Origin of the sequence: Inquilinus sp. NPDC058860 (assembly GCF_042743185.1) — a bacterium.
In the GTDB taxonomy this organism is placed as follows: Bacteria; Pseudomonadota; Alphaproteobacteria; order DSM-16000; family Inquilinaceae; genus Inquilinus.
Genome location: NZ_JBHYMS010000018.1, coordinates 36,980 through 60,636, shown reverse-complemented (window position 1 = coordinate 60,636; position 23,657 = coordinate 36,980). Strand labels below are relative to the sequence as shown.

Annotated in this window: 23 protein-coding genes; 6 read left to right on the top strand and 17 right to left on the bottom strand. The window is 71.0% G+C overall.

The window, feature by feature from the left end; genetic code table 11:
• Positions 1-3: 3 nt before the first annotated feature.
• From ACFW16_RS14890 to ACFW16_RS14850, 9 genes are all read right to left on the bottom strand, one after another.
• Positions 4-1,395 carry an MFS transporter gene (locus tag ACFW16_RS14890; RefSeq protein WP_380306212.1) on the bottom strand — a complete coding sequence of 464 codons (1,392 nt, stop codon included), beginning with the start codon at positions 1,393-1,395 and terminating at the stop codon, positions 4-6.
• 184 nt (positions 1,396-1,579) lie between these two features.
• Positions 1,580-2,680, bottom strand: a complete 1,101-nt coding sequence (locus ACFW16_RS14885) for a LecA/PA-IL family lectin (RefSeq protein WP_380306210.1) — start codon at positions 2,678-2,680, stop codon at positions 1,580-1,582.
• A gap of 116 nt (positions 2,681-2,796) precedes the next feature.
• Positions 2,797-3,831, bottom strand: a complete 1,035-nt coding sequence (locus tag ACFW16_RS14880; RefSeq protein WP_380306208.1) for a hypothetical protein — start codon at positions 3,829-3,831, stop codon at positions 2,797-2,799.
• Between the two features lie 155 nt (positions 3,832-3,986).
• Positions 3,987-5,114, bottom strand: coding sequence for a LecA/PA-IL family lectin (locus tag ACFW16_RS14875; RefSeq protein WP_380306206.1), 1,128 nt, complete (start codon positions 5,112-5,114; stop codon positions 3,987-3,989).
• A 573-nt stretch (positions 5,115-5,687) separates the two neighbouring features.
• Positions 5,688-6,227, bottom strand: coding sequence for a GNAT family N-acetyltransferase (locus tag ACFW16_RS14870; protein ID WP_380306204.1), 540 nt, complete (start codon positions 6,225-6,227; stop codon positions 5,688-5,690).
• A 44-nt stretch (positions 6,228-6,271) separates the two neighbouring features.
• Positions 6,272-6,520: a DUF2312 domain-containing protein gene (locus ACFW16_RS14865; RefSeq protein WP_034834984.1), complete on the bottom strand. Its 249-nt coding sequence runs from the start codon at positions 6,518-6,520 to the stop codon at positions 6,272-6,274.
• Between the two features lie 150 nt (positions 6,521-6,670).
• Complete coding sequence (locus ACFW16_RS14860) at positions 6,671-6,973, bottom strand: DUF1244 domain-containing protein (protein ID WP_380306202.1); 303 nt, start codon at positions 6,971-6,973, stop codon at positions 6,671-6,673.
• Positions 6,974-7,012: 39 nt separating this feature from the next.
• Positions 7,013-8,155: a carboxylate-amine ligase gene (locus tag ACFW16_RS14855; protein ID WP_380306200.1), complete on the bottom strand. Its 1,143-nt coding sequence runs from the start codon at positions 8,153-8,155 to the stop codon at positions 7,013-7,015.
• Positions 8,152-8,940, bottom strand: a complete 789-nt coding sequence (locus tag ACFW16_RS14850) for an N-formylglutamate amidohydrolase (RefSeq protein WP_380306198.1) — start codon at positions 8,938-8,940, stop codon at positions 8,152-8,154. Before ACFW16_RS14850 ends, ACFW16_RS14855 begins: the two co-directional genes overlap by 4 nt.
• A 119-nt stretch (positions 8,941-9,059) precedes the next feature.
• Here ACFW16_RS14850 and ACFW16_RS14845 point away from each other — a divergent pair, with 119 nt between their 5' ends.
• Entirely contained in the window at positions 9,060-9,848 is a 789-nt protein-coding gene (locus ACFW16_RS14845; RefSeq protein WP_380306196.1) for an SDR family NAD(P)-dependent oxidoreductase, read from the top strand.
• Here ACFW16_RS14845 and ACFW16_RS14840 read toward each other — a convergent pair whose 3' ends face one another.
• Together ACFW16_RS14840 and ACFW16_RS14835 are read right to left on the bottom strand one after the other, a co-directional pair.
• Positions 9,849-10,736, bottom strand: coding sequence for an alpha/beta fold hydrolase (locus tag ACFW16_RS14840; RefSeq protein ID WP_380306194.1), 888 nt, complete (start codon positions 10,734-10,736; stop codon positions 9,849-9,851). It lies immediately after the preceding gene.
• A gap of 99 nt (positions 10,737-10,835) precedes the next feature.
• Entirely contained in the window at positions 10,836-11,768 is a 933-nt protein-coding gene (locus ACFW16_RS14835) for a DUF6454 family protein (RefSeq protein WP_380306192.1), read from the bottom strand.
• 139 nt (positions 11,769-11,907) lie between these two features.
• On the opposite strand from ACFW16_RS14835, the gene ACFW16_RS14830 reads away from it, so the two are divergent.
• From ACFW16_RS14830 to ACFW16_RS14815, 4 genes are all read left to right on the top strand, one after another.
• Complete coding sequence (locus tag ACFW16_RS14830) at positions 11,908-12,792, top strand: DMT family transporter (RefSeq protein WP_380306190.1); 885 nt, start codon at positions 11,908-11,910, stop codon at positions 12,790-12,792.
• Positions 12,792-13,175 carry an ACT domain-containing protein gene (locus ACFW16_RS14825; protein WP_380306189.1) on the top strand — a complete coding sequence of 128 codons (384 nt, stop codon included), beginning with the start codon at positions 12,792-12,794 and terminating at the stop codon, positions 13,173-13,175. Before ACFW16_RS14830 ends, ACFW16_RS14825 begins: the two co-directional genes overlap by 1 nt.
• Before the next feature lie 187 nt (positions 13,176-13,362).
• Entirely contained in the window at positions 13,363-14,802 is a 1,440-nt protein-coding gene (pyk, locus tag ACFW16_RS14820; protein ID WP_380306187.1) for a pyruvate kinase, read from the top strand.
• 10 nt (positions 14,803-14,812) lie between these two features.
• Positions 14,813-15,202: a nuclear transport factor 2 family protein gene (locus tag ACFW16_RS14815; protein WP_380306185.1), complete on the top strand. Its 390-nt coding sequence runs from the start codon at positions 14,813-14,815 to the stop codon at positions 15,200-15,202.
• 24 nt (positions 15,203-15,226) lie between these two features.
• Here ACFW16_RS14815 and ACFW16_RS14810 read toward each other — a convergent pair whose 3' ends face one another.
• The 6 genes from ACFW16_RS14810 to ACFW16_RS14785 all read right to left on the bottom strand — a co-directional run bounded on the left by ACFW16_RS14810 (position 15,227) and on the right by ACFW16_RS14785 (position 21,445).
• A complete protein-coding gene (locus ACFW16_RS14810) occupies positions 15,227-17,425 on the bottom strand; it encodes a xanthine dehydrogenase family protein molybdopterin-binding subunit (protein WP_380306183.1) in 2,199 nt (732 codons plus the stop codon).
• A gap of 7 nt (positions 17,426-17,432) precedes the next feature.
• Positions 17,433-18,419 carry an FAD binding domain-containing protein gene (locus ACFW16_RS14805; protein ID WP_380306181.1) on the bottom strand — a complete coding sequence of 329 codons (987 nt, stop codon included), beginning with the start codon at positions 18,417-18,419 and terminating at the stop codon, positions 17,433-17,435.
• 3 nt (positions 18,420-18,422) lie between these two features.
• Positions 18,423-19,052 carry a 2Fe-2S iron-sulfur cluster-binding protein gene (locus ACFW16_RS14800; RefSeq protein ID WP_380306179.1) on the bottom strand — a complete coding sequence of 210 codons (630 nt, stop codon included), beginning with the start codon at positions 19,050-19,052 and terminating at the stop codon, positions 18,423-18,425.
• A gap of 105 nt (positions 19,053-19,157) precedes the next feature.
• On the bottom strand, positions 19,158-20,036 hold the full coding sequence (locus ACFW16_RS14795) for a helix-turn-helix transcriptional regulator (protein WP_380306177.1): 879 nt from the start codon (positions 20,034-20,036) through the stop codon (positions 19,158-19,160).
• A gap of 94 nt (positions 20,037-20,130) precedes the next feature.
• A complete protein-coding gene (locus tag ACFW16_RS14790) occupies positions 20,131-20,688 on the bottom strand; it encodes a tetratricopeptide repeat protein (RefSeq protein ID WP_380306176.1) in 558 nt (185 codons plus the stop codon).
• Positions 20,689-20,881: 193 nt separating this feature from the next.
• Positions 20,882-21,445: a tetratricopeptide repeat protein gene (locus ACFW16_RS14785; RefSeq protein ID WP_380306174.1), complete on the bottom strand. Its 564-nt coding sequence runs from the start codon at positions 21,443-21,445 to the stop codon at positions 20,882-20,884.
• A 250-nt stretch (positions 21,446-21,695) separates the two neighbouring features.
• Here ACFW16_RS14785 and ACFW16_RS14780 point away from each other — a divergent pair, with 250 nt between their 5' ends.
• Complete coding sequence (locus ACFW16_RS14780; RefSeq protein ID WP_380306172.1) at positions 21,696-23,639, top strand: glycoside hydrolase family 15 protein; 1,944 nt, start codon at positions 21,696-21,698, stop codon at positions 23,637-23,639.
• Positions 23,640-23,657 lie beyond the last annotated feature (18 nt).

Sequence of the window (23,657 nt, the reverse complement as noted above, 5' to 3'; positions counted from 1 at the left end):
ATTTCAGGACGGGCGCCCAGGCCGCACCCCGAAGCTGGCGAGGAACCCCAGCGTCCCGAGCAGCGCGGCGATGCCGAACACCCAGGTGGCGGCATGGACGATCGCCCCCGGGGTCAGCGCCGCGGCCATGCCGGCCTCGTTGGCGATCAGCCCGGCCACCGCGGCGCCGATGGCGTAGCCGCCCGACTGCAGCGTCGGCAGCAGGGCCGAGGCGGCGTCGCGCTCGCCCGGCTGCGCCGCCTCCATCACCGCCTGGCTGAGGAAGGCCCAGGAGATGCCGAAGCCGGCGCCGATCAGCACTTGGCACAGCATCAGCAGCCAGGGCTGGCCCGTCGCCAGCGCCGCCATCACCCCGAGCAGGCCGAGCGCCAGCAGGAACGGCCCGAGCCGGATCAGCCGGCGCTGCCCCTCCGGCCGGACAATGCCGGCGACCAGCACGGCCGAGCCGCTCCAGGACAGCGCCATCAGCGCGCTGACATAGCCGGCCATGGTCGGGCCGTAGCCCCAGAGATGCTGGATGGTGATGTTGAGATAGACCGTGGTCGCGGCCTGGGCCACCGGCATCAGCAGCACGACCCAGAGGCCGGCGCCGACGGTCGAGCCGAAGGTGAAGGCGTCGGAGGGGAACAGCCGGTCGCGGCTGCGCCGGTCGGCCAGCACCACGACGGCCAGCAGCAACAGGGCCGCAGCGACGCACAGCGCCGCCTGCCAGCTGTGCGGCACGATCCCGGCGACCGAGACCAGCATGATGCCGGCGGCGCAGCCGGAGAGACGCAGCACCGGCACCGTGCCGCCGCCCCGGCCCCGTTCGGCCGGCACCACCATCCCGACCAGGACGGCGAAGACCGCGATCAGCGGCACATTGATCAGGAAGGCGGCACGCCAGGACACGGTCTCGGTCAGCACGCCGGACAGGAGCGGCCCGCCGAAGGCGGCGGCGGCCCAGACGATCGCCTCCGCCCCGAACACCTTGGGGATCAGCCGCGACGGGAACATCTCGGGGATCAGCGCGTAGCAGACGGCGGCGATCACCCCCTCCCCCGCACCCTGGGCCAGGCGGCCGACCAGCACCATCGGCATCGATGTGGCGAAGCCGCAGACCAGCGTGCCGGCCAGGAAGGCCAGCGCCGCCAGCAGCAGCGCCGGGCGGGTGCCGAAGCGCTGCTTCAGCATCGCCGAGGCGGCGCCGCCGACGATGGCGGCGACCAGGAAGACGGTGAAGGCCCAGCTGATCAGCCCGACGCCGCCGAGCTCGACCACCGCGGTGGGCAGCGAGGTCGAGACCAGGAAAGCGTTGAGCGCGTAGAGCGCCACGCCCAGGCACAGCGTGGTGACGGTCGCGGCATAGCGCCGGGTCAGCAGTTCGCCCCACCGGCCGTCGATCGCTTCCTCCATGATCCCGCCTCTTATTTTTGCAAGCTTCTTCTTGCTATATCGGGCGGATTAGAAAAGCAATCGCTTTGAAAACCCTGCGCCCGTCGCTCCGGGCGGCATCATGCCGGGCCGGGACGGGTCTGTCTGCCTCGGACCGGGCGCCACGGCGCCCGGTCCCCCTTCCCTGCTCCGACCGGATCCGGCGTCAGGCCGTTTCGCGGCGCAGGGTGATGTCGAAGGCACCATCGTTGTTGGCGAACTCGCCGGCGCCGCCGATGTCGTTGTAGCGGAAGACGATCTCACCGTCGGCCGGGGCCTCCCAGTCGATCACGCCGCTGCCGATGTAGTGGAGGGTCGAGCCGATCTGGGCAAGCAGGGCGCCGACCGTGGTGGGCAGCAGATACTTGGACTCCATCTGCTGCTGGTACGGATGGTTCTTGTCCCCCTGCGGGCCGTGCCACGGCCAGTCCGGCCCGACCTTGGCCCAGCCGCTGGCGACGATGGTCAGGCGATCGCCCTTCTTCACCGTCACGCCGGTCTTGATGCCTTCCTCGTTCTTGGCCGAGAGCGATCCCTGCCAGCCCTCCAGCTCGTCGACGCCGGCGGGGGGCGCGGGGCAGCCCTCGAGGTCGTCGGCTTCCTTCTCCTTGTCCTTGATGGTCTCTTCGACCGGCACCTGGCTGGCGCAGATGGCGTCCTGCAGCACCTTGCCGAAATCGGCCAGGCCCTGGGTGTTGATGTAGTATTCGCCGCCCGTGCGCAGCGCGAGGCGCTTGTACTCCGCGGTCAGCGCCGCCGCCTGCTCCGGGGTCGGCTGGGCCGGCAGCGTGGTCTGATAGGCGTGGACCTTGACCTCGTTGTCGACCGCCGCCGCGATCGCCCGGTCGGTCAGCTTGACCGCCTTGGCGCCGATGGTCAGGCCGCCGCCGTCCAGGCTCTCGTCGCCGAGCACGAACAGCGCGCGCTCGGCCCCGGCCCGCCAGTCGAAGTGCCGGCTGACGTCGACCACGGTCTGGGCGATCTGCTCCTGGGCGCTGGAGTCCTTGGCCCCGCCATGCGCCCGCGCCGCCAGCTGGCCGGCGTCGACGCCGAGGCCGGTCAGGTATTGCCGGGCGGTCTTGGTGAACTCGGTGCTGGCGAAGGTGCCCTCGATGCCGAGGAACTGCACCCGCAGGTCGGACGGGCAGGCCTTCTTGGCGTCCTCGATCGCCGTGACCATGCCTTTGCTCAGGGCCTCGGCCTCGTCCTTCATCGACGCGCTGGTGTCGATCAGCACCACCAGGTCGACCTTCTTGAGATCAGCCATCTCTAATCACCTCTTCAAAGTAATGATGGGTGCATGTCTTCGAGGCGCGCGCTTTTCGCGATGCCCGCCCCGCCCCTGCCCTGGCGGATCGCCCGGGCGAAGCCTCGATCGCGTCGCTATTCGACCAGGCAGGCCAGCCAGGCGATGGTTTCGGTCGTATGATTGCCGTCGGACAGAGGCGTGGCGCTTTGTACGAGCTCGTTGATCCTGATCTTGAAGCCCTCGGGCGTCACGTCGGCGATCCGGATTCCTGGCGTGTCGGGGCCGTTGAAGGTCTGCACCATCGGGATGACGATCACCTTGGAGCCCGCCGGGTAGGGCTTGGGGAATGTCACCGACGTGAAGGCGCCGAGGTCTCCGCCCTTCGTCACGGGCGAGCCCGGGCCGTTCAGCTGGACGATCCCGGTCTGGGACTTGCACATCGTGCATTCCTGCCCGTGTGCCGCGCCGGCCGATGCCTCTTTCTCGACCGTATCGGCCTCGTCGCTCTTGTCGCCGATGCTGTCGTCGACCGGCACCTGGCTGGCGCAGATGGCGTCCTGCAGCACCTTGCGGAAATCGGCCAGGCCCTGGGTGTGGATGTAGTATTCGCCGCCGGTCCTGAGCGCCAGGCGCTTGTACTCCTTGGTCAGCGCCGCCGCCTGCTCCGGGGTCGGCTGGGCCGGCAGCGTGGTCTGGTAGGCGTGGACCTTGACCTTGGCGGCGAGGGCGGCCTCGATCGCCCTGTCGTTGGCCAGGCTGGCCTTCGGCCCGATGGTCAGGCCGCCGCCGTCCAGGCTCTCGTCGCCGAGCACGAACAGGGCGCGCTCGGCACCCACCCGCCAGTCGAAGTGCCGGCTGAGATCGACCACGGTCTGGGCGATCTGCTCCTGCGCGCTGGAGTCCTTCGCCTTGCCGCGCGGCCGGGCCGTCAGCTGGCCGGCGTCGACGCCGATGCCGGTCAGGTGCTGCCGGGCGGTCTTGGTGAATTCGGTGCTGGCGAAGGTGCCCTCGATGCCGAGGAACTGGACCCGCAGGTCGGACGGACAGGCCTTCTTGGCGTCCTCGATCGCCGTGACCATGCCTTTGCTCAGGGCCTCGGCCTCGTCCTTCATCGAGGCGCTGGTGTCGATCAGCACCACCAGGTCGACCTTCTTCAGGGCGTCAGGCATTTCTCTTTCCTCTTCGATGATGACGGAGCCTGCGCGGGACACGCAGGACCTCCCGGGCTCCACGTCGCCGGCTGCCGCTGTTTCAGTGGATCGTCGGGATGGCGGTGACCTTCCGGTCGTCCGGGCAGGCGCGGACGGTCACCGCCCCGGCCGGATCAGGCCGCTTCGTAGCGCATGGCGATGTCGTAGGCGCCGTCGTTCTCGTGATAGACGCTGGGCCTGTCGTTGAAGCGGAAGACGACCTCGCCGTCGGCCGGGGCCTCCCAGTCGATGGCGCCGGTGCCGATGTAGTGGAGGCTGGAGCCGATCTGGATCAGGAGGGCGCCGAGCGTGAGGGGGAGCAGGAAATTGGCCTCGCTCTGCGCCTGGAATCGCCAATTCTTGTCGCCCTGGGGGCCGTGCCAGGGGTAATCCTGCATGTTGACGTTTCCAGAGCGGGCCCAGCCGGAGGCGACGATGGTGAGGAGATCGCCCTTCTTCACCGTCACGCCGGTCTTGATGCCCGCCTCGTTCTTGGCGTCGAGCCGTCCTGTCCACGGCGCCGGACGCGCGGCCGGCTTGTCGCCTCCGCCGGCCGGACCGGAGGCGGCCCCGCCCTCGATCTCGTCGGCTTCCTTCTCCTTGTCCTTGATGGTCTCCTCGACCGGCACCTGGCTGGCGCAGATGGCGTCCTGCAGCACCTTCCCGAAATCGGCCAGGCCCTGGGTGTTGATGTAGTATTCGCCGCCCGTGCGCAGGGCCAGGCGCTTGTACTCCGCGGTCAGCGCCGCCGCCTGCTCCGGGGTCGGCTGGGCCGGCAGCGTGGTCTGGTAGGCGTGGACCTTGACCTCGTTGTCGACCGCGGCCGCGATCGCCCGGTCGGTCAGCTTGACCGCCTTGGCGCCGATGGTCAGACCACCGCCGTCCAGGCTCTCGTCGCCGAGCACGAACAGGGCGCGCTCGGCCCCGGCCCGCCAGTCGAAATGCCGGCTGACGTCGACCACGGTCTGGGCGATCTGCTCCTGGGCGCTGGAATCCTTCGCCCCGCCATGCGCCCGCGCCGCCAGCTGGCCGGCGTCGACGCCGATGCCGGTCAGGTGCTGCCGGGCGGTCTTGGTGAATTCGGTGCTGGCGAAGGTGCCCTCGATGCCGAGGAACTGGACCCGCAGGTCGGACGGACAGGCCTTCTTGGCGTCCTCGATCGCCGTGACCATGCCTTTGCTCAGCGCTTCGGCCTCGTCCTTCATCGACGCGCTGGTGTCGATCAGGACCACCAGGTCGACCTTCTTCAGGGCGTCGGGCATTTCTCTCTCCTATTTCAGCCTTGTCGAAATTCCGTGCGAGACCGCCCCGGCACGTCCGGACACCGCGCACGGCCTGCGCCGCGAGGCCGCATGTCCGGCAGGCCACCCGCCAGACGGGCGCAGCCGGCGGCAGTCCAGAATCAGGACGCTCAAACAAATTCCGCCGATGTCCGACATAACTTCCGGCCAGATCCCTCTCGCCGAAACTATATGTATAAGTTCATATCAAAAGATCAGAGTCAACATGCTGTAGAAATTTGAAATTTCGAATTAATGAGAAATTAATATGAGGATTTTGTCATTGTGCTTCAGTAATTATTTGATATCAATTTTCCGAAGATGCCGTATTTATTAACAAACAACAAGCACCGCTGACGGCGGCCGGCGTCTTGCAATGCGCAGGCGGAAGGCCGATGACACGGCCATCGGCGTGTCATACAATCCTCAAAATCTTATCATAAGATAACTTACCTATGAAGAGATTTGCCACCGCCCGCGCGGCTTGCAGCCTTGGGGCCGCCGCGTCCCGCAGCGCGCTTCGCGATGACGATTCCGTCGGGAAATGCCCCGCCCCTATCCCGGCCGGGCCATCCGGTACAGCACATGCGGGCGCAGCGGGTCGCCGGGCGGGACGGTGGCGTCCTCGAAATCGCCGCTGGCGACATAGGCCAGGCCCAGCCGTTCCATGGCGCGGCGCGAGGGCGTGTTGATGGCCGAGGTGTAGCCGATGACGCCCGGCAGGCCGAAGCGGGCCCAGGCGGCGTCCAGGCAGGCCCGGCCGATCTCGGTGGCGTAGCCCTGGCGCCAGAAGGCGCGGCCGAGGATCCAGCCGATCTCGGCCGGATGGTCGCCGGGCACCTCGGGGCCGGGGCGCGACAGCCCACCGCCGCCGACCAGCGCGCCGTCGGCCTTGCGCTCGACCGCGACGAAACCGAAGCCCTGCTCCGCCAGCGCAGCCGCCGCCTCGTCGATCACGGCATCGGTCTCCGCCGGCGTTAGCACGCTGGGATAATAGTAGCGGCGGACCTCCGGATCGGCGTTGATCGCGGCGAAACCCGCCCGGTCGCGGTCCTCCCAGGGACGCAGGATCAGCCGTGGGGTTTCGAATCGCATGATCCGTCGCTCCGCCCCGATCGCCTGGAGACCGAGGCGGTCTCTTATTCGAGCATGCCGAGGGCCTGCTTGTAGAGGTCGAGCAGTTCCTCCTGCTCGCGGCGGTCGTCCTGCTCCATCTTCCGCAGGCGGATGATCTGGCGGATGATCTTGGCGTCGAAGCCGGTGCCCTTGGCTTCGGCATAGACATCCTTGATGTCGCCCGCGATCCCCGCCTTCTCCTCCTCGAGGCGCTCGATGCGCTCGATGAACGACTTCAGGCGATCCGCGGCGATACCACCGACATCCGACATGGCTGGTCCTCAACAGGGAATTGGGCTTTCAGGGCGCGGGACCATAAAGCGGCCGGGCCGAGCCGGCAAGCAGGCTGTCCCGGCCCAGCGCCGGCGCGGGATGCCGGCCGGCGGCGGGCGCGCCCGGCCGCCCCGATTCGGAGCGGACCCTCAGTGCTTGTTCGCCGCGTCGAATGCCTTCTGCTGGCCGGCCGAGGCCTCCTTCTGGTGCTTGGCCTTCCAGCTCTCATACGGCTCGCCGTAGACGACCTCGCGCGCCTCGGCGTCGGGCAGCGGGATGCCGCGCTGCTCCGCCGCCTCGCGGTACCAGCGTGACAGGCAGTTGCGGCAGAAACCGGCCAGGTTCATCAGGTCGATGTTCTGCACGTCGGTGCGCTGGCGCAGATGCTCGACCAGGGTGCGGAAGGCGGCGGCCTCCAGCTCGGTGCGGGTCTTGGCGTCGATCTCGGTCATGGCGGTGTCCACGGGTTCCGGAATTCAGGATGTGGGGTCTCAGGCGGCGGGCTGCAGCCCCTCCTTGGTCTCCAGGATCAGCCGGTCGACCACGCGGCGCAGCGCCTCGGCCTCGTCGGCGCCCTGCGCCAGGGCCTCGTAATAGGCGGCGAGCTGGCGGTGGGCCGAGGTGCCTTGGGTCAGGATGGTGCGCGCATGCGCGATCTCCGCCTCGCAGCCCAGCTCCGCCGCGTCCTCCGCCACCATCGCCAGCACCTCCTCCAGCAGCTCGGCATAGGGCACCAGCTTGCCCTTGCCCCAGTCGATCAGCCCTTCCTCGAAGCCGTAGCGCATGGCGCGCCAGCGGTTCTCCTCGATCAGCACACTGCGGTAGCGGCGCCAGGCGATGTTCTGGGCCCGCAGGCGCCACAGCATGCGCAGCAGGCACTGGTACAGGGCGGCGACGGTCAGCCCGTCCTCGACCCGGGTGCAGACGTCGGTGACCCGCATCTCCAGCGTCGGGAAGCGGGCGGAGGGGCGGATGTCCCACCAGATCTTGCTGCCGTCCTCGATCACCCCGGCCTGGACCAGCGCCGCCAGCGCCGCCTCGTATTCGCCATAGCTCTGGAACTCCTCCGGCATGCCGGTGCGCGGCAGCTCCGAGAACACGGCCAGGCGGTAGGATTTCAGCTTGGTGTCGGTGCCCTGCCAGAAGGGCGAGGAGGTGGTCAGCGACAGCAGATGCGGCAGGAAGTAGCGGATCTGCCGCATCAGGTCGATGCGCAGATTCGGGTCCTCGATCCCGGCATGGACATGGGTGCCGCAGATCAAGAGGCGCCGGACCGGCACGCCGAGGTCGCGCGCCAGCTGGTCGTAGCGGCTGCGGTCGGTGTGCTTCTGCGGCCGCCAGGTGCCGAAGGGGTGGGTCGAGGCGGCGATCAGGGCCAGGCCGTGCCGCTCGGCCTCCTCCACCACCGACCGGCGCAGCCGGGTCAGCTCGGCCCGCGCCTCGGCGATGCTGCGGCAGACCGGGGTGCCGACCTCGACCTGGCAGCGGAAGAACTCGCGGGCGACGGCGCCCTCGTGCCGGTTCTCCAGCGCCTCCACCAGCTCCGGCGGCGGGTCGGGCACCAGGTCGCGGCTGACCGGGTCGACCAGCAGGTACTCCTCCTCGATGCCGAGGGTGAGAGAAGGCTCGGTCATGCCACGGCCTGCAGCGGCTGGTACAGCGCCGGGTCGGCCAGGATCGGGGCGAAGATCCCGGCCATCCGGTCGGCCCAGGCCTGCGCCGCCGCATCGGCCGCGATCAGGTCCTGCCGCATCTCGATCAGCACATGCGGCAGGCCGCGCGGCTCGGCGTGGTGGTGGATGGTGTAGCCGTGCTCGTTGCGGCCGGAATAGGGCTGGTTGTCGCCGACCGTGATCTCCGGGTCGCGACGCAGCGCCTCCATCAGCGGCAGCGGGATGCGGCCGTCGTCGCGCCACAGCACCCCGACCTGCCAGGGCCGGGCGAAGCCGCGCATCACCGGCGTGAAGCTGTGCAGGGACAGCAGCGCCGGGGCCGGGCAGCGCGCCGCGATCCGGTCCAGCTGCGCGGCGATGGCGTCGTGATAGGGGTGGAAGAAGGCGTCGGCCCGGGCGGCCTCGTCCTCCCGGGTCAGCCTGGCGTTGCCGGGCACGATCGCGCCGTCGCTGATGGCGCAGATCGAGGTCGGGTCGTCCAGCTGCCGGTTCGGGTCGAGGATCAGCCGCGAATAGCGGTGCAGCAGCAGCGGCGCGTCCAGCCGCTCGGCCAGACGGCGGGAAAAGGCCTCGATGCCGATGTCGTAGGCGATGTGGCGGTCGAGCGTCCCCGGATCCACCCCCAGCGTACCGAGGGACTGCGGGAAGGCCCGGCCGGCATGGTCGGCGACCAGCAGGGCGCAGGCCTTGCCGTCGGGGTTCACCAGCTCGAAGGGCGGCGGGTCGTCGGGTCCGAGGAGCATCATCCCGGGAACCCTAGCAGGGCGCCGCGAGGCTGTGGAGGGCGGCGCGACGCAACGCCAGGGTGCATGGCGGCGAATTGTCGGACATCATAGGACGCATCAACGCCATCCGAGGTAAGCCGATGACCGCCCCCACCCTCCCCGTCTTCCCGGATCTCGCCGGCAAGGCCGTCTTGATCACCGGCGCCAGCACCGGCATCGGCGCCGCCGCCGCCCGCGCCTTCGGCCAGAACAAGGCCAGGGTGGCGGTGAACTACAACTCCAGCCGCGAGGCGGCCGAGGCCGTGGTCGCCGACATCAAGGCCGCCGGCGGCGAGGCGATCCTGGCCGCGGGCGACGTGACGAAGCCGGAGACGGCGCAGGCCCTGGTCGAGCAGACCGTGGCCGCCTTCGGCCGGCTCGACGTTCTGGTCAACAATGCCGGCGCCCTGGTCAAGCGCACCCCGGTCGCCGACTATACCGACGAGTTCGTCGACGCGGTGCTGGACGTCAATGTCCGCCACGTCGTCCGCTTCATGCGCGAGGGCTCGGCCCAGATGCGCCGGCAGGGCGGCGGCGGGTCGATCATCAATCTCAGTTCGATCGCCGCGCGGCATGGCGGCGGCCCCGGCTCGGTGATCTACGCCGCGGCCAAGGGCTTCGTCGCCGTCGCCACCCGCGGCTGGGCCAAGGAGCTGGTGAAGGACGGGATCCGGGTCAACGCCGTGTCGCCCGGCGTCATCACCACCCCGTTCCACGAGCGCTTCTCGACCCCGGAGCAGCTGGCGGCGATGCAGGCGACGATCCCGATGAACCGGCTGGGCGCGTCCGAGGATTGCGCCGCCGCCTTCCTGTACCTCGCCTCCGAGGCCGCCAGCGGCTACGTCACCGGCCAGATGGTCGAGATCAACGGCGGCCAGTACATGCCGTAGCTACTTCCAATCGGCGGTGCTGCTCTCCCCGTTCAGGAAGGGCAGCACCGTCGCCGGCAGCTGCGGCGACAGGAAGATGTCGTAATGGGTCGCACCGGGCAGGATGGCCAGGCGGTTCTTCGACATGTGCTCGCGCTGCCAGCCGGCGTCGCGCAGCCCGCCGCCGAGCAGCTGGTAGAACTTCACCACATGCTCCGGCCGGTACATGTCGCTGTCGCCAAAGACCAGCATCACCGGCATGGTCAGCTTCGGCACATCCGCCGAAAAGTCGTAGGGCTTGCGCATCAGCGCGCCCATGGCGTCGAGCAGCCGCGGGAAGTCCTCCGGCTTCGGCGCCACCGCGACATACGAGGTGTACATCGGCGTGTTCTTCATCATCTCGGCCATGCCGGCGCCGACCGCGGCCTGCTGCGGCAGCATCTCCGGATAGAAGCCGTCCGAGGCGTAGCCGGCCGAGACCAGGGCCAGGCGGCGCACCATCTCCGGATGCTGCGCCGCCAGCTGGAAGCCGACGCCGCCGCCCAGCGAATAGCCCAGCACATCGGCCTTCTCGATACCGAGCTGGCGCAGGATCGCGGCCATGTCGGCGCCCATCGCCACCAGGTCGATCGGACGGTCGCCCAGCGGCGTGCGCCCATGGCCCTGCAGGTCGACGGCGATGACCTGGCGCTTCTCCGCCAGCGTCGGCAGCAGCGGCCGGAACATGTCGATCGAGCCGAGCCCGCCATGCAGGAGCAGCAGCGGCTCGCCCTGGCCCTGGACCTCATAGTAGTAGCTGATGCCGCCGGCCTCGGCATGGCCGCTGCGGACCGCCTGGGTCTGGGCGGCGGCGGGCACGGCGACCAGCGCCGCAGCCGCCAGAACACCGGTCAGGATCGTCTTCAGCATGTCGGGCTCCATCCCTGGCTGGCGGGTTGCTGCCCGCCGTGATGCGATGGCCCAAGGACGCCGCCGCCGGGGCGGCTCCGACATCCCCCTCAAAAAAGTTCAGGGCGTCTCGTAGACGAAGATCCGCGATCGGCCGTCCTCCGGCATCGCGGTCAGGCGCAGGCCGCCCGGCGTCGCCTCCACCAGCACCGGGTTGCGGGTCATCGCGGTGCCGTCCTCGGTCCACAGCAGCACCGGCACCTGGAAGGTCGGCCGCCCGGCGGCGAGGTCGACGATCTCGATCCCGCCCAGGCCGAAGACCGGCGCGTCCGGCGTGCGGCGGAACTCGGTGATGCCGGTGCAGATGGCGCGGCCGACCGGCAGATAGGCGCAATCCTGATAGTCGAGATAGTGCTCGGGGTTCGAAGTCACCACCGGCGGGGCGGAGGCGTCGACCTTGCCCTCCGCATCCAGGCGCCAGGTGTAGAAGCGGCGCGAGCCCCAGCTGACGCCGTGCAGCGTGTCGTGGTCGGTGTCGTGCACCAGCCCGCCGATATGGTCGTCGACGCGGCCGACCGCGACCGCCTCCAGCGTCTGCGGGTCGACCCGGTACAGGATCGAGCGGCTGTTCGGCCGGTATTCGGCGACCGGCACCCACAGCCAGCGCCCGTCGAAGTCGATGCCGCCGGGATGGTAGATCGAGCCCTCGCCCAGCGTGACATGGCCGATCTGCCGGCCCCTGGCGTCGAGCTTGAACAGGTGACCGGTGCCCTGGCCGGTGTCGCGGTCCATGCCGTCCTGTGGCTGGGCATAGCGCCTGGTCGGCACCGCGATCTCGACCGAGGAGGCGAAGAGCGCGTCGCCGGCCCGGGCGAAGCCCTGCGGGTGATAGGTGTCGAACGGCACCGGGATGGTCTCGACCAGCCGCCACGGGGTCGAGCGCGACAGCCCCCCGATCCTCTGGCCCAGAACGTCCGGATCGGCCGCGAGGGCGGTGGTGGCGGTGGCGGCGGCCAGGAGGATCCCGGCGACCGGAGCGGCGAAGCGATGCATGGCGAATCCCCGTTTGCGGCGCGCGCATCCTGCCGCCGCGCCGTGACGGTTTGATGATGGTCCCGCGCGGCGCGCCGGTCTCCCCTGCGCGCCCTGCCGTGGCTGGCGACAGGCCCTCGGGACTAAGCTCCGGCCCATCATGAGCGACGCCGTCCTGTCCCCCTCCCCCGCCCAGCGCCTGGCGCTGCCCGCCCTGATCCTGGGCGGGCTGGCGATCGGCAGCTCGCCGATCTTCGTGCGGCTGTCGGAGGTGGGGCCGATCGCGACGGCGGTCTGGCGCGTGGCCCTGGCGCTGCCGATCCTGTTCCTGTGGTACCGGGCCGAACGCGCGCGGGGCGAGGCTGCGCGGCCGCGCAGCCTCGCCGATTGCGCCGCCCTGGCCCTGCCCGGCCTGTTCATCGCCGCCGACCTGGTGGCCTGGCATTGGGCGCTGGCCATCACCTCGGTCGCCAACGCCACGCTCTTGGCCAATCTGGCGCCGATCTTCGTCACCCTCGGCGCCTTCGTCCTGTTCCGCACCCCGATCCGCCCGGTCTTCGCCGCCGGCCTGGCGGTGGCCATCGCCGGCGTGGTGGTGCTGAAGGGCGGCGGCTTCGGCGACGGCGCCCTGGCCGGCGACGCCCTGGCCGCCCTCGCCGCCGTGTTCTACGGCGGCTACATCCTGGCGGTCGGGCGGCTGCGCGACCGCTTCTCCGTCGCCACCGTGATGCTGTGGACCAGCGCCGTCGCGGCGGCGGCGACGCTGCCGCTGGCGCTGCTGATGGAGCCCACCCTGCTGCCGCCGACGCTCGCCGGCTGGGCGGTGCTGGTCGGCCTGTCCTGGGTCTCCCAGGTCGCCGGCCAGAGCCTGATCACCTATGCGCTGGCCTGGCTGCCGCCGGCCTTCTCCTCCCTCACCCTGCTGATCCAGCCGGTGGCCGCCGCGGCCCTGGCCTGGATCGTCCTGGCCGAGCCGCTGGGCCCGGCGCAGGGCCTGGGCGGCGCCCTGGTGCTGGCCGGGATTCTCCTGGCGCGGAGGGCATGATGACCCGCCTGACCCTCAGCTTGCTGCCGGAGCCCCTGGCGGTGGCCCGGCTGCCGGCGGGAACGGCGCTGCCCGGCTGGATCGACTGGTCCGATCCCTTCGTCACCGTCAGCCGCACCCGCGACGAGCTGTCGGTGGCGTGCCCGGAGGCGCGGGTGCCGGCGGACGCGCAGGCCGAACGCGGCTGGCGCGGCTTCAAGGTCGAGGGGCCGCTGGACTTCGCCCTGACCGGCATCCTGGCCCGACTCGCGGCGCCTTTGGCCGAGGCCGGGATCAGTATCTTCGCGATCTCGACCTACGACACCGACTACCTGCTGGTCCGCGCAGGCGACCTCGAGGCCGCCACGGCGGTGCTGCGGCTGGAAAACACGGTGCGTGTCTGACCCGCAACACCGGCCTCTAAGCCGGGCGTTTCCGCGCAGATCAGGCCCGAGACGAAATATTAAGTCCGCGTAATATCCGAATCTCCGCGCACATTCGACGTTGGCGAAGGGCCGCGGATGTGATTTCTTCCCGCCCGTCGGTGCAGGGCTGGACCCGGCGCGCCGGCACGCGACCCGGAGTTCCGCCATGCCCAAGAAGCGCCCGTCGTTCCGCCGCACGCGCCAGACCAAGATCGTCGCCACGCTGGGCCCCGCCACCAGCTCGGCCGAGGCGATCCGCACGCTGTTCGAGGCGGGCGTCGACGTCTTCCGCCTGAACTTCAGCCACGGCAAGCAGGAGGACCACGCCGCCCGGCTGGCCCTGATCCGCGAGGTCGAGCGCGAGTTCGACCACCCGATCGCGGTGATGGCCGACCTGCAGGGGCCGAAGCTGCGCCTGGGCACCTTCGCCGACGGCCCGATCAAGCTGACCGAGGGCCAGGGCTTCCGCCTGTCGCTGCAGCAGCGCGCGGGCGACGCCACCGGCGTGACCCTGCCGCATCCCGAGATCTTCGCCGCGCTGGAGCCCGGGCAGGCCCTGCTGCTGGACGACGGCAAGGTGCGCCTGAAGGTCGTCGATTGCGGCCCGGACTTCGCCGACACCGTGGTCGAGGCCGGCTCGCGCCTGTCCGACCGCAAGGGCGTCAACGTGCCGAACGCGGTGCTGCCGCTGTCGCCCCTGACCGCCAAGGACCGCGAGGATCTGCGCTTCGCCCTCGACATCGATGTCGACTGGGTGGCGCTGTCCTTCGTGCAGCGGCCGGAGGACGTCGCCGAGGCGCGCAAGCTGATCGCCGGCCGCGCCCAGGTGATCGTGAAGCTGGAGAAGCCGGCGGCGATCCAGCACCTGGACGAGCTGGTCGAGCTGACCGACGCGGTGATGGTCGCCCGCGGCGACCTCGGCGTCGAGATGCCGGCCGAGGACGTGCCGTCGCTGCAGAAGCGGATCATCCGCGCCTCGCGCCAGGCCGGCAAGCCGGTGATCGTGGCGACCCAGATGCTGGAGAGCATGATCATGGCCCCGACCCCGACCCGGGCCGAGGCCTCCGACGTCGCCACCGCGGTGTTCGACGGCGCCGACGCGGTGATGCTGTCGGCCGAGACCGCCTCGGGCGAATACCCGCTCGAGGCGGTGACGATGATGGACCGCATCGCCCGGCGGGTGGAGAAGGACCCGATCTACCGCACCATTCTCGACGCGGTGCACTACGACCCGGAGAGCACGGCGGCGGACGCCATCACCGCCGCGGCGCGGCAGGTGGCGCACACCATCGGCGCGGTGGCGATCGCGACCTACACCACCTCGGGCTCGACCACGCTGCGCGCCGCGCGCGAGCGGCCGGAGGTGCCGATCCTGTGCCTGACCTCGAACCTGCAGACCGCCCGCCGCATGGGGCTGTGCTGGGGCGTGCATTCGGTGCACACCGAGGATGTCAGCAACTTCACCGAGATGGTCGGCAAGGCCTGCCGCCTGGCCAAGCATGACGGCTTCGGCAGCACCGGGCAGCGCATCGTGGTCACCGCCGGCGTGCCCTTCGGCACCCCCGGCAACACCAACGTCCTGCGCATCGCCTGGATCGAGGATTGACCGCCCGCCGATGACCAGTTCCCCGATCGCCGCCAACCAAGCCTTTTACGCTGCCCTGGCGCAGGGCGACGCGGCGGCCATGGAGGCGCTGTGGTCGCGCCGCCAGCCGGTGGCCTGCATCCATCCGGGCTGGCCGGTCCTGGCCGGGCGCGAGGCGGTGATGAAGAGCTGGGCCGCGATCTTGAAGGACCCGCCGCGCATCGCCGTCGACGCGGCGCGGCTGCTGGACTACGGCGACACCGCCATCGTGCTGTGCATCGAGAAGATCGGCGACAACCGGCTTGCCGCCACCAACGTCTTCAGCCGCGAGCCCGAGGGCTGGCGCCTGGTGCATCACCAGGCCGGCCCGACCCGCGAAGCCGCCCCCGCCCCCGCCAGGCCGGCCGGCACCATCCACTGACGAGCCGCCGGCCAACGGCCGGGATCACACATCCGCCAGGGGCAGGCCGGGCAGCAGCTTGTCGAGCGTGATCGGGAAGTCCCGCACCCGTACGCCCGTGGCGTTGTGGACGGCGTTGGCCACCGCCGCCCCGGCGCCGCAGACGCCGAGCTCGCCGATCCCCTTGGCGCCGAGCGGGTTCGCCCTTTCGTCGGGTTGCTCCAGGAACACGACCTCGAGCGCCGGCACGTCGGCATGGACCGGGACGTGGTATTCGGCGAGGTCGCGGTTGACGAAGCGGCCGTTGCGGGGATCGAGATGCGTCTCTTCCATCAGCGCCGCGCCGAGGCCCCAGGTCATGCCGCCGATGACCTGCGAGCGCGCAGTCTTGGCGTTGAGCAGGCGGCCGGCATCGATCACCGCCAGCATGCGCCGCAGCCGGACCTCGCCGGTGTCGATGTCGACCGCGACCTCGGCGAATTGCGCGCCGTAGGAGTGCTGGGAAAAATCCTTGTAGTCCGGGTTCGTGGTCATCGGGGTGGACGCCCCCTCGGCCTCGAGCCCGTCCGGGGCGATGCGGGCCAGGAGATCCGCCGACGGCATGCCGTCGCCGGTCCCTGCGGCCTCGGCGATCTTGGCCCGGAGGGCGAGGCAGGCCTGGTGGACGGCGGAGCCGGAGCTGGCCGCGCCCCAGGAGCCGCCGGAGCCGGCGGTGCGCGGGAAGCGGCTGTCGCCGAGCTCGACCGTCACCGCCGAGAGCGGCACGCCGAGCCGTTCGGCCGCGATCTGGGCCAGGATCGTGTAGGTGCCGGTGCCGATATCGGTCATGTCGAGCCGCACGGTGACGCGAGCCCGAGCGTCGATCGCCACCCGGGCGGTCGCGGCGCCGAGATAGTTCGGCCGGATCGCCGCCGCCACGCCCATGCCGATCAGCCTGCGGCCCTCGCGGAGCTGTCCCGGCGCGGCGCTGCGGCGGTCCCAGCCGAAGCGCCGTGCCCCCTCTTTCAGGCACCCGACCAGGTTCCGGCTGGCGAAGGGGACGCGACGCTCCGGATCCTCGGCCGGCTCGTTGCGGATGCGAAGCTCGATCGGGTCGAGGCCGAGCTTTTCGGCCAGCTCGTCCATGCCGCATTCGAAGGCCATCAGCCCCGGCGCCTCGCCGGGCGAGCGCATCCATTCGCCGCGGCGGAGATCGACCGGCACCAGCCGGTGCCGGGTCAGCCGGTTCGGGGCGGCGTAGAGCGACCGGGTGACGACCGCGGTCTGCTCGCAATACTCCTCGAACCGGCAGGTGGCCGAGCAGACGTCATGGCCGAGCGCGGTCAGCCGCCCGTCCCGGTCCGCGCCGAGGCGGACCAGATGCATCATCTCCGCCCGATGCCCGGCATTGCCGAACATCTGCTGCCGGGTCAGCGCGATCTTGACCGGGCGCCGCAGCACCCGCGCGGCCAGGGCGGCCAGCACCGCGTCGGCATGCGCGATCAGCTTGGCGCCGAAGCCGCCGCCGACGAAGGGGCTGACGATCCGGACATTCTCCGGCGGGATGCCGAGGGTGCTGGCCATGCCGCCGCGGAAATAGGCCAGGGTCTGCGCCCCGGTCCGGATCGTCACCGTGTCGCCGGACCATTCGGCCAGCGTGGCGTGCGGCTCCATCGGGTTGTGGTGCTCATAGGGCGTCCGGTACAGCGCCTCGACCTGGACCGGCGCCGCGGCGAACGCCCCTTCGAAGTCGCCGACGGCACTGTCGGTCTGCAGCCCGGCATTCGCCCGCGGCGGCGCATAGGCCTCGGCCAGGCGGGACGCGAGGTCGAAGGCGCCGGGCTCCTCCTCATAGCGGGTCCGGATCAGGCCGGCGGCGGCGCGGGCGGCCTCGAAGCTCTCGGCCACCACCAGCGCCACGGGCTCGTCGTGGAATCGCACCCGGTCGTCGGCGAGCACGGGCCGGGCGCGGGTGAACACCTCGGGCGGCGTCGGGGTCACCGGCGGGCCGAAGTCGGGCTGGGGCGGCGCGTTGCGATGCGTCATCACATGCAGCACGCCCGGCGTCCGCTCCGCCTCCGTCGTGTCAATCGCGGCGATGCGTCCCTTGGCGATGGCGGCGCCGAGGATGACGCCATAGGCGGGCACCTCGTCCGGCACATGCTCATAGGCGTAGGTCGCCCGCCCGGTGACCTTGAGGGGGCCGTCGACCCGGTCGACCGGCTTGCCGATCACGGCCCCGTCTCCTGCGATGTCTTTCGCCATCATTCCCTCACGCGCGTTCGACAGCCGCGGCCAGGGTGTGCCGCAGCGTCCGTTGGGCCAGCTGGATCTTGAAGTCGTTGCCGGGGCGCCCCTGCGCATCGGCCAGGGCGGCTGCGGCGGCCTCGCGGTAGCTGTCGTCCGCCGCAGAGGCGCCGGCCAGAGCCCGCTCCGCCGCCTCGGCGCGCCAGGGCTTCGGCGCCACCCCGCCCAGGGCGATGCGGGCGGCGCGGATGCGGCCGCCCTCGGCCTCGACGATGGCCGCGACGGAAACCAGGGCGAAGGCGTAGGAGGCGCGGTCCCGCACCTTGCGGTAGAGCTGCCGGCCGGGCGGCGGCGGGGGCAGGACCACCGCCGTGATCATCTCGCCGGGGTCGAGCGCAGTCTCGACATCCGGAGTCGTGCCGGCAGGCCGGTGCAGCTCGCCGACCGGGATCGCGCGCGTCCCGCCGTCCGGGCGGATCGTCTCGATGCGCGCGTCGAGCGCGGCCAGGGCCACGGCCATGTCGGAGGGGTGGACCGCGATGCAGTCGTCGCCCGCCCCGAGCACGGCGTGCATGCGGTTGAAGCCGTCCAGCGCGGCGCAGCCGGAGCCGGGGCTGCGCTTGTTGCAGGGCAGCGCGAGGTCCTGGAAGTACGGGCAGCGGGTGCGCTGCAGCAGGTTGCCGCCGGTCGAGGCCTTGTTGCGGATCTGCCCCGACGCCCCGGCCAGCAGCGCCTGCGCCAGCACCGGGTAGCGCTGCCGCACCGTCGGGTCGGCGGCGAGGTCGCTGTTGCGGAGCTGCGCCCCGATGCGCAGGCCGCCTTCCGGCGTCGGCTCGATCCGGTCGAGCGGCAGCCGGCTGATGTCGACCAGATGGGTCGGCCGCTCGACCCCCAGCTTCATCAGGTCGAGCAGGTTGGTGCCGCCGGCGATGAAGCGGGCCCCGGGCCGGGCCGCCACTGCCGCGGCCGCGCCCTGCGCGTCTACGGCGCGCTCATAGGTGAAGGGCTGCATCGGTCACGCCTCCGCCACGTCGCGGATCGCCGCGACGATGTTGGGATAGGCGGCGCAGCGGCAGATGTTGCCGCTCATCCGTTCGCGGATCTCGGCGTCGCCGAGCTCGGCACGGGCGGCGACATCGGCGCCGGCATGGCTCGACCATCCGGCTTCGACTTCGCGCAGCATGCCGATGGCGGAGCAGATCTGCCCCGGCGTGCAGTAGCCGCACTGGAAGGCGTCGCGGGCCACGAAGGCGGCCTGCATCGGGTGCAGCGCCTCGCCGCTCGCCAGGCCTTCGATGGTGGTGATCTCGTCGCCCTCATGCATCACCGCAAGGGTCAGGCAGGCGTTGATGCGCCGGCCGTTCACCAGCACGGTGCAGGCGCCGCACTGGCCGTGGTCGCAGCCCTTCTTCGACCCGGTGAGGCCGAGCGTGTTGCGCAGCGCATCGAGCAGCGTCGTCCGCGTGTCCAGCTCGACCGCCCGCTCCTGCCCGTTGATCGACAGGCGCAGCGCCGCCGTCCGGATCGGCGCGGGCGCCGGCTGCGCCGCGGCGGGCGCGGCGGCGGTGAAGATCAGGCTGGCCGCGGCGCCGGCCTCCAGCACGGAACGGCGCGTCGGCCCGGTGTTGCCGTCAGCTGCGGCCATGGAGCATCCCCGTCTGCGGAACGAGGCGGCCGAAGCCCGCCCTCGTCGATGCCGGGGAGGTGGGGACGGCGCGGCCCGGCCGCTGTCAGGAAGCCGGCCGGACTGTCAGGATTCGGGAAGAATCCGCATCCGATAGGCCCGCGGGCTGGTGCCGCGGAGGCGCCGGAAGGTGGCGGTGAAGTGGCTCTGGCTCGAGAAACCGAGGCGGATGGCGATGGTCCCGATCGGCAGGGCGGCGTCGGCCAGCAGCGCTTCGGCCCGGCGGATCCGCTCCTCCAGCACGAAGGCATAGGGCGCCATGCCGGTCGTGGCCTTGAAACGGCGGGCGAAGCTGTCCGCGCCCATGCCGGCGGCCTCGGCCATGCCGGTCAGCGAGACGTCGTCGGCGATGTGGGCGTCGACATGGTCCCGGACCCGCGCCAGGGCGCGGCGACCGAGCCGCCCGTGCCGCGACGGCGGCGGCGGGGCGTGGTCCAGCGCCGCCAGCCGGAACCCCAGCAGGGCCACGAGATGCTCGACATAGGCGGCGTCGGGCCGGCAGCCGAGCGCGATCTCGGCCTGCAGCGCGCCGATCAGCGCGCCGATCACGGCGTCGCCGCGGTTCACCAGGATCGGCAGGTCGGCCAGGCGATCGGCGCGATCCCAGTCGGGGTCGATCCACAGGGCGGAATAGAGAAGGTCCGCATCGCGGTAGACGCCGGTGCGCTCGGCCCCCGCCGGGACGAAGCTGAAGACGCCCGGCCGGTCGGGGCCGTCGAACAGCAGCCGGCCGTCGGCCTGGACGCGGGTGCCGGCCGTCCCGCCCGCGTCGGTCAGGACCAGGAGGTGCCGCGGCGCCGCCCAGCGCATCTCCACCTCCCGGCACAGCCAGCGCCGGTGGTCGAACAGCACCCGGGAGCCGAACCAGGAGGCCTGGTGCAGCTGGACCGTCCTGTCCTCGCAGGCCCGGATCTGCCCGTCGCCGAAGATGGGGCGGATCGACATGGCGGCTGGACCTCCGGCGGGGGGCGGATCTTCCCGATGTGGGGTTCCGGACGTTCGGTTGCACCGGTCGCGTCGGATCGCCGCGCCGGCGAAGCTAGATCGGGTCCCCGGCCTGGAGCTTCTGCAGCCGCTCGATCTGGGCATGGGCGGTGGCCATCTGCGGGTCGACGGCCAGCACCCGCCGATAGGCGTCGATCGCGCCCGGGATGTCGCCGAGCCTGATCCGGCACAGGCCGAGGCCCGACAGCGCGCCGAAATGGCGGGGCTCGCGCGCCAGCACCTGGTCGATATCGGCGATCGAGCCCTGGATGTCGCCGCGCAGATAGCGCACTGTGGCCCGCCGGTTCCAGCCCTCGGCATAGGCGGGATCGCGCTCGATCACCGCGGTGAAGGCAGCCTCGGCCACGGCGTGGTCGTCGCTCGCCATCGCGGTGTTGCCGCGCTCCATCAGCCCCGGGACGTCCGGGTCCTTGCCGTCATAGGCGAACCAGAGCTGCCAGATCCGGATCTGCAGCCCCGGCTCCTCCTCCGGCGCCGCCGTCTTCAGCCTGTCGAACAGCGCGTCCAGCTGCGCCGTCTTGTCCTGGGCGACGGCCGGGCCGGCCAGGACGAACAGCACCATCGGCAGCAGCAGGGCGAGGATGCGGCGCATGGGATGGAGATCGGTCGGGCGTGCCTCCTCGGCAAGAGGCGGACCGGATCAGCCCGTTTGAGAATGCGCTGGCGTGAGTCGGCTGGTGGCGGTTTCGAGAACCGGCGCGCAGCGGACGTTTGAGTCCGTGAGCACCGGAAGCGCTCGAGCCCGCCATCAGACGGCCGCGCCAGTAGCAGTATCGGGCGGGCTGTCAGAGCGGGTAGCCGGCGAGATACCTGCGCATCAGCGCCGCCTGGCTCTGCGCCGGGGCGTAGTGCGGGTCCAGCGCCAGCACCCGCTCGAAGGCGTCGAGCGCGGCCTGGTGGTCGCCCTGGACCGTCCGGCACAGGCCGAGACCGAACATCGCCCCGAAATGCCGCGGCTCCAGCGCCAGGGTCCGGCCGATGTCCTGGATCGCCCCGTCGCAGTCGCCGCGCAGGAAGCGCACCACCGCCCGGCGATCCCAGCCTTCGGCGAACTCCGGCGCCCGCTCGACCACCGCGGTGAAGGCGGCCTCGGCCAGCGCGTAGTCGCGCTGCAGCAGGGCGGCGTTGCCGCGCCGCAGCAGGTCCGGCACCAGCGGATCGGCGCCCTCATAGGTCAGCCACAGGGTCCAGATCTGCCGCTCCAGCCGCTGCGCCTCCGCCGCGTCTTCGGTGGTCCGGAGCTGGTCGAGGAGCGTGTCGAGACGAGTCGGCGCATCCGCCGCCGAGAGGGTCCCGTACGGCGCCGCGAGAATGGCCGCGATCAGGGCCAGGATGCGCAACGCCTTCATAATCAGAAGATTGGGACCAATTCCTGAGAAGACAACATCAAAGAATGCAATAACCGAGAAGCCGCTGCGCGTCCGATGCAAGGGATCGGTCAGCGCATTATTCGACATCGCGGTCGGGACCGCTATGGTGATCGGATCGATCGCAGGCGGCCGGGCGCGCGGCGTTCCGTCGCGGCGCGAGGGGCCAGCGCAGCGGAACAAACCGGCCCTTCCCACCTTCCCCGGCAGGACGACGAGAGCGGAGATCGACATGGCGTCAACGACAGGGCACCCGGACGCAGTCCCCACCCCGGCCGCCGACGGCGCCGAGGGGCGTGCCACCGGCAAGCAGCCGCGGGTCCGCACCGAGGGGCGCTTCACGGGCCCGGCCGGGCGGATCGAGGACTATGCGATCATCGGCAACTGCCGCACCGCGGCCCTGGTCGGGCGCGACGGGTCGATCGACTGGCTGTGCCTGCCGCGCTTCGATTCCGAAGCCTGCTTCGCCCGGCTGCTCGGCGACGTCGAGAACGGCCATTGGCAGATCGCGCCGGACGACCACCTCGCCACCCGGACCCGCCGCCGCTACCGCGGCAACACGCTGGTGCTGGAGACGGAGTTCGAGACCGACACCGGCACGGTCGCGGTGATCGACTTCATGCCCCTGCCGCATCGCGAGGACGAGATCTCGATCATCCGGCTGGTCGAGGGCCGCAGCGGCACGGTGTCGATGCGGCTGGAGGCGGCGTTCCGCTTCGACTACGGCCGCATCGTTCCCTGGGTGCGGCACCGGCCGGACGGCATCGTCGCCATCGCCGGACCCGACGCCCTGCGCTTCCGGTCGCCGATCGCGCTGCATGGCGAAGCGATGAAGACGGTCGGCGACTTCACCGTCGAGGCCGGCGACCGCCTGCCCTTCATCCTGACCTGGTATCCGTCGCATCTGCCGGAGCCCGGGGTGATCGATCCGTTCCGGTCGCTGATCGACACCGAGACCTGGTGGCAGGGCTGGGCGCACAGCTGCACCTATGACGGCCCCTATCGCGACGCGGTGCTGCGCTCCGCCCTCACTCTCAAGGCGCTGACCTACGCCCCGACCGGCGGCATCGTCGCCGCCGCCACCACCTCCCTGCCCGAGGAGCTTGGCGGCGAGCGCAACTGGGACTACCGCTACTGCTGGATCCGGGACGCGACCCTGACGCTGTACGCCCTTCTCGGCGCCGGATTCACCGAGGAGGCGGCGGCCTGGCGCGACTGGCTGCGCCGGGCCGCGGCCGGGCGGCCGGAGCAGCTGCAGATCATGTACGGGCTGGCCGGCGAGCGCCGGCTGACCGAGCTGGAGATCCCCTGGCTGTCCGGCTACGAGGGCAGCAAGCCGGTCCGGGTCGGCAACGGCGCCCACGCCCAGCTGCAGCTCGACGTCTATGGCGAGCTCCTGGACGCGATCCACGTCGCTCGCAAGAAGCGCCTGACCCATCCGCACGACGCCTGGCGGGTGCAGCGGGTGCTGCTCGGCTATCTCGAGAAGATCTGGCACAAGCCGGATGAAGGGCTGTGGGAGATCCGCGGGCCCCGCCGCCACTTCGTGCACAGCAAGGTGATGGCTTGGGTCGCCTTCGACCGGTCGATCAAGGCGGTCGAGCAGTTCGGGCTGGAGGGGCCGGTCCGGGCCTGGCGGGCGCTGCGCGACCGCATCCATGCCGAGGTCTGCGCCCAGGGCTTCTCCGCGCACCGCAACGCCTTCGTCCAGTCCTACGGCTCGGAGATGCTGGACGCGGCGCTGCTGCAGATCCCGATGGTGGGGTTCCTGCCGCCGGACGACCCGCGGGTGATCGGCACGGTCGAGGCGATCGAGCGCGAACTGACCGTCGACGGGCTGGTCCGGCGCTACGAGACGGAGTCGGGCGTCGACGGCTTGGCCGGCGAGGAGGGCACCTTCCTGGTCTGCAGCTTCTGGCTGGCCGACGCGCTGGCCATGATCGGCGCCGCCGACCGGGCCACCGCCCTGTATGAGCGGCTGGTCGGCCTGGCCAACGATGTCGGCCTGCTGGCCGAGGAGTACGACCCGATCGCGGGACGCCAGCTCGGCAACTTCCCGCAGGCCTTCAGCCATATCGGCGTGATCAACACGGCGCTGAACCTGGCCGAGTTCCGCGGCCCGTCCGAGGACCGCAGCCATGACGGACATGGCGCCGTTGCGGCCGAAGCGCAGTGAAACCGGCGGAAACCTGCG